3 protein-coding genes are annotated in these 4,386 nt (G+C 63.3%); 2 read left to right on the plus strand and 1 reads right to left on the minus strand.

Annotated features, from left to right (window positions below; all coding sequences use genetic code 11):
• Window positions 1-189 precede the first annotated feature (189 nt).
• The gene (locus C3418_RS22935; RefSeq protein ID WP_039039437.1) at window positions 190-1,482 is read right to left on the minus strand and encodes an HAAAP family serine/threonine permease; all 1,293 of its coding nucleotides are present in this window, start codon (window positions 1,480-1,482) and stop codon (window positions 190-192) included.
• A gap of 496 nt (window positions 1,483-1,978) precedes the next feature.
• On the opposite strand from C3418_RS22935, the gene C3418_RS22940 reads away from it, so the two are divergent.
• Complete coding sequence (locus C3418_RS22940; RefSeq protein ID WP_039039436.1) at window positions 1,979-2,884, plus strand: LysR family transcriptional regulator; 906 nt, start codon at window positions 1,979-1,981, stop codon at window positions 2,882-2,884.
• A gap of 106 nt (window positions 2,885-2,990) precedes the next feature.
• The gene (locus C3418_RS22945; protein ID WP_069785586.1) at window positions 2,991-4,382 is read left to right on the plus strand and encodes an MATE family efflux transporter; all 1,392 of its coding nucleotides are present in this window, start codon (window positions 2,991-2,993) and stop codon (window positions 4,380-4,382) included.
• Window positions 4,383-4,386 lie beyond the last annotated feature (4 nt).

The following is a 4,386-nucleotide window of genomic DNA, read 5'->3' on the forward strand; positions in this document are numbered from 1 at the left end:
GCAGGGAGGTGGCGAGCAGCCCCATCCCCTGCCAGAGCCCGAGATCCTTTTTCAACCCAGACATATCCTGTTGTCCCGTCTAGAAAAACATCCCGCCATGTTAGGCCGCCACCACCGCTTTGTTAAGTATTTGTGCCCATAAAAAAACCGCCCCGGGGGGCGGCTTTCTCACAGGGATGAACGCTGTCATCAGGCAATCAGCTTGTAGATGATGCCGGACATGGCGATGAGGCCGATGAGGGTGACGAAGCCGTTGCTGAGGTTGCCGGCATATTTGCGCATGGCCGGTACCTTGGCGATGGCGTACATCGGCATCAGGAAGAGCAGCATGGCGATGATGGGGCCGCCCAGATCTTCAATCATGCCGAGGATGCTCGGGTTGATGGTGGCCACGGCCCAGGTGGTCAGGATCATGAAGACCGCGGTCACCTTGTTCAGCTGCTTGACGTCGACGTTCTTGCCCTTCTCGCGCAGGGACTTGGCCATCAGGCCGTTCATGCCCTCTTGCGCACCCAGGTAGTGACCCAGGAAGGACTTGCTGATGGCAACCATGGCGATGAGCGGTGCCACGGTGGCGATCACCGGGTTGTCGAAGTGGTTGGCCAGGTAGGAGAGGATGGAGATGTTCTGCTCCTTGGCCGCCGCCAGGTCAGCCGGGGAGAGGCTCAGCACGCAGCTGAACACGAAGAACATCACCGTCATCACCATCATGACGTGGGCGCCCAGCAGGATGTTGCTGCACTTCTTCTCGGCGTTGGCGCCGTAGCGGCCTTTGTTGTCCACCGCGAAGGAGGAGATGATCGGGGAGTGGTTGAAGGAGAACACCATCACCGGGATGGCCAGCCACAGGGTCTTGATGAAGTCGCCGTTGAAGGCCTCACCCAGCGCAGGGGCTTCGGTGATGATGGCACCGTTCCAGTGCGGGATCAGGTAGACCGCCAGGCCCATCAGGGTGACCACGAACGGGAAGACCAGCACGCTCATCGCCTTGACGATGACCTGGCCGCCCAGGCGAACGATCGCCATCAGACCCAGGATCAGCACCAGGGAGAGGATGGCACGGGGAGGTGCCGTCATGCCCAGCTGGTGCACCATCAGGCTCTCGACGGTGTTGGTGATGGCCACGGAGTACATCAGCAGGATGGGGTAGATGGCGAAGAAGTAGAGCAGGGTGATGAACTTGCCTGCGGTCTTGCCGAAGTGCTCTTCCACCACCTCGGTGATGTCGCCGTCACGGGTGGAGCCGGACAGCACGAAGCGGGTCAGGCCACGGTGGGCGAAGAAGGTCAGCGGCAGGGCCAGGATCAGCATGGCGACCAGCGGCCACAGGCCACCGACACCGGCATTGATCGGCAGGAAGAGGACACCGGCGCCGATGGCGGTACCGTACAGACCCAGCATCCAGACCACGTCGGCCTTGTTGATGCCACGGGAGGAGGCTTTGCTCAAGCTGCCTTCAACTGCAATGTTCATGTCAGACATAGGGGTGTTCCTGTCATCAAGGAAAGTGGGATCTTAACTTGTCAGTGGGCCTGGGCCCGGTTCCTTTCCCTGGAACTCCAGCTATTCGTCCTGTTTGTTCCCCCGCCCCGGCCATCCGGCCGCCACTCCCTGTGGCAACCTGATTGCAACAAACACGGGCGGGGAGTCGTAATACAGAGGGGATCGTGCTCGCTCGTTAACAACGGGATAACGCTCACCTCATCCGATGAGATGACTCTAGTTAAAAGGCCCTATTAATCACAGCGTTTTTTTGAATTAATCAACCAAAGTTTGATTGGAATCGCCTTTCCGTCGCTTCAGATCACACTTGAATCGCCATATTGCGATTTTTTTTTAACATATAAACTTTTTAGTGTGATCCACCTCACCCTTGAAACGCGCAACAATTTTGTCACAATCCCCTCGTTGCCCCCCGATTGTCTCCCGTCGCCCCATGGCGTACCCTTTGTGTCCGCCCCTTTTCTGCGTACCGACCATGACCCTCTCCCGCACCGATCTCGCCGAGCTGGCGGTATTTGCCGCCGTCGCCCGTCACCGCAGTTTCAGCAAGGCCGCCCTCGAGCTCGGGGTGTCCGCCTCGGCCCTGAGTCATGCCCTCAAAGGGCTGGAGAGTCGCCTGGCCGTCAGGCTGCTCAATCGCAGCACCCGGGCCGTGGTGCCGACCGAAGCGGGCGAACGGCTGCTGGCCCAGGTACTGCCGACCCTGGGGCAACTGGAGGCGGCGCTGGCGGAGCTGACGCGCCACGCGGGCGAACCCGTGGGCAGGCTCAGGCTCTGTGCCCCCCGAGCCGCCATCCAGGAAGTGCTGGCCCCGGTGCTCATCGACTATCTGGTGCGCTACCCGCGCATGCAGGTGGAGGTGGAGGAGCTGGAGCTGATGCCCCGCCTCATCGAGGATGGCTACGACGCCGCCCTCTTCTACGGCGACCTGCTGCCCCAGGAGATGATCTCGGTTCCCCTGGGCCCGCAGCAGCGCTATCTGGTGGTGGGCTCCCCCGACTATCTGGCACGGCGTGGCACCCCTCGCCACCCCTCGGATCTCCGCCAGCACGACTGCATCGGTTATCGGCTCACGCCCCATCACCACTATCGCTGGGCCTTTGCCGCCGAGGGGGAACTGCTGGAGATCGAAGTGACGGGCCCGCTCACCACCAGCACGCCTGCGCTCTACCTGGGGGCGGCCGAGGCGGGGCTCGGGCTCGCCTACTGCCATGAAGGGGAGGTGTTCGACGCCCTGGCATCGGGGCGGCTGGTGAGCGTGCTGGATGACTGGAGCCCCAGCTTTGCCGGGTTCAACCTCTTCTATCCGGGCCGGCACCAGCTGGGGCAAGGGCTGCGAGCCCTGATCGACATGCTGAAGGAGTATCACAGGATCCGTTAATTGATGAGCCGAATTCAGTAATCCATCAAATGAAAGCCTGATTATCAATTAATCCATAAGAAAATAGACTGTCTGCTCGATTCCGGCCCTTTTCCCGAGTACAGATATGTCCGCCTACTTCCGCCTGCGTCAACGGGCCATGGCCCGCCGTTTCTGGGGCTATGCCCTCCCCTCCGTCATGGCCATGCTGGTCTCCGGCGCCTACTACCTGGTGGACGGCATCTTCGTCGGCCACTACGTGGGGGCCGCCGGCCTTGCCGGCATCAACCTGGTCTATCCGGTCATCATGGTGCTCATCGGCCTCGCCGCCATGATCGCCATGGGGGCCGCCACCGCCATCTCCTTCCAGCAGGGCGCCAGGAACCTCGCTCTGGCCCGCCAGGCTCTGGTCAGCGCCCTCTGGCTGCTGCTGATCCTGGGCACGGTAGCGCCGCTGCTGCTGCACCACTGGCACACCGATATCCTGCAGGCCCTGGGAATGGCCCCCGGCACCGACACCTGGCAGCAGGCCAGCGACTACCTCACCTGGATTGGCGGTGGCACCCTGCTGCTCGCCAGCAACCTGGCGGTGCCCTACCTGCTTCGCAACGACGGCCGCCCTCGCCTCGCCATGGTACTGGTGAGCGGCGGCGCCCTCCTCAACATCCTGCTCAACTACATCATGGTGGGCCGGCTCGGGCTCGGCCTCACCGGCACGGCCCAGGCCACCCTCCTCTCGGAGGCCATGGTCAGCCTGCTCGGCCTGGGGTACTTCTTCACCCGCCACGCCCGGTTGCGGCTGACCTGGCGCCAGCTGGTGCCCCGCTTCCCGGCCATGCCCGGCCTGCTCTTCACCGGGCTGCCGAGCCTCATCGCCCAGTTCAACCTGGGGCTGCTGTTGCTGCTGCACAACAGCCAGCTGATGGTGCACGGTACGGTCAAGGATCTGGCGGGCTTCACCGTGGCGGGATACACGGAGGCAGTCTTCATCGTCATCCTGCAGGGACTGGCGTTTGGCATCCAGCCCCTGGTGAGCCAGGCAGCCGGGGCCGGGCGCCATCGCGACCTCCAGTTCCTGATGGCGATGGGGCTCAAGATCACCCTGGTCTATGGCCTGGGGGTCTGGCTGATTGTCCAGCTGCTGCCGCAGCCGGTCGCCATGCTCTACACCGGGGATCAGGACGCAGAGCTGCTCGCCGCCGCCATCAGCAGCCTGACCCTCAACCTCGCTGCCCTGCCCCTGGAGGGGATCGTCATGTTCGGCATCGTGCTGTTGCAGGCCATGGCCCGCACCCGCCAGGCCCTCGTCATCTCCGTGGCCAAGACGGTGCTGCTGCTGCCCCTCATCTTCCTGCTGCCCCTCTGGTGGGGACGCGACGGGGTCTTGATGGCCCAGCCCGCCACCGTGCTGCTGCTGACGCCCCCCCTGTGCTGGCTGCTGTGGCGGGAGTGGCGGGCCCTGAGCCCTGCCGGAGGGCGTGCTTCCGCCCCCATGCACCGGGCGTTGACCGCCCCCTGAGACC

This window comes from Aeromonas sp. ASNIH8 (assembly GCF_002919855.1).
Taxonomy (GTDB): Bacteria; Pseudomonadota; Gammaproteobacteria; order Enterobacterales; family Aeromonadaceae; genus Aeromonas; species Aeromonas caviae.

Coding starts and splice junctions, on each gene's coding strand:
- C3418_RS22935 (WP_039039437.1), bottom strand. CDS start 1,482: ATGTCTGACATGAACATTGCAGTTGAAGGCAGCTTGAGCAAAGCCTCC.
- C3418_RS22940 (WP_039039436.1), top strand. CDS start 1,979: ATGACCCTCTCCCGCACCGATCTCGCCGAGCTGGCGGTATTTGCCGCC.
- C3418_RS22945 (WP_069785586.1), top strand. CDS start 2,991: ATGTCCGCCTACTTCCGCCTGCGTCAACGGGCCATGGCCCGCCGTTTC.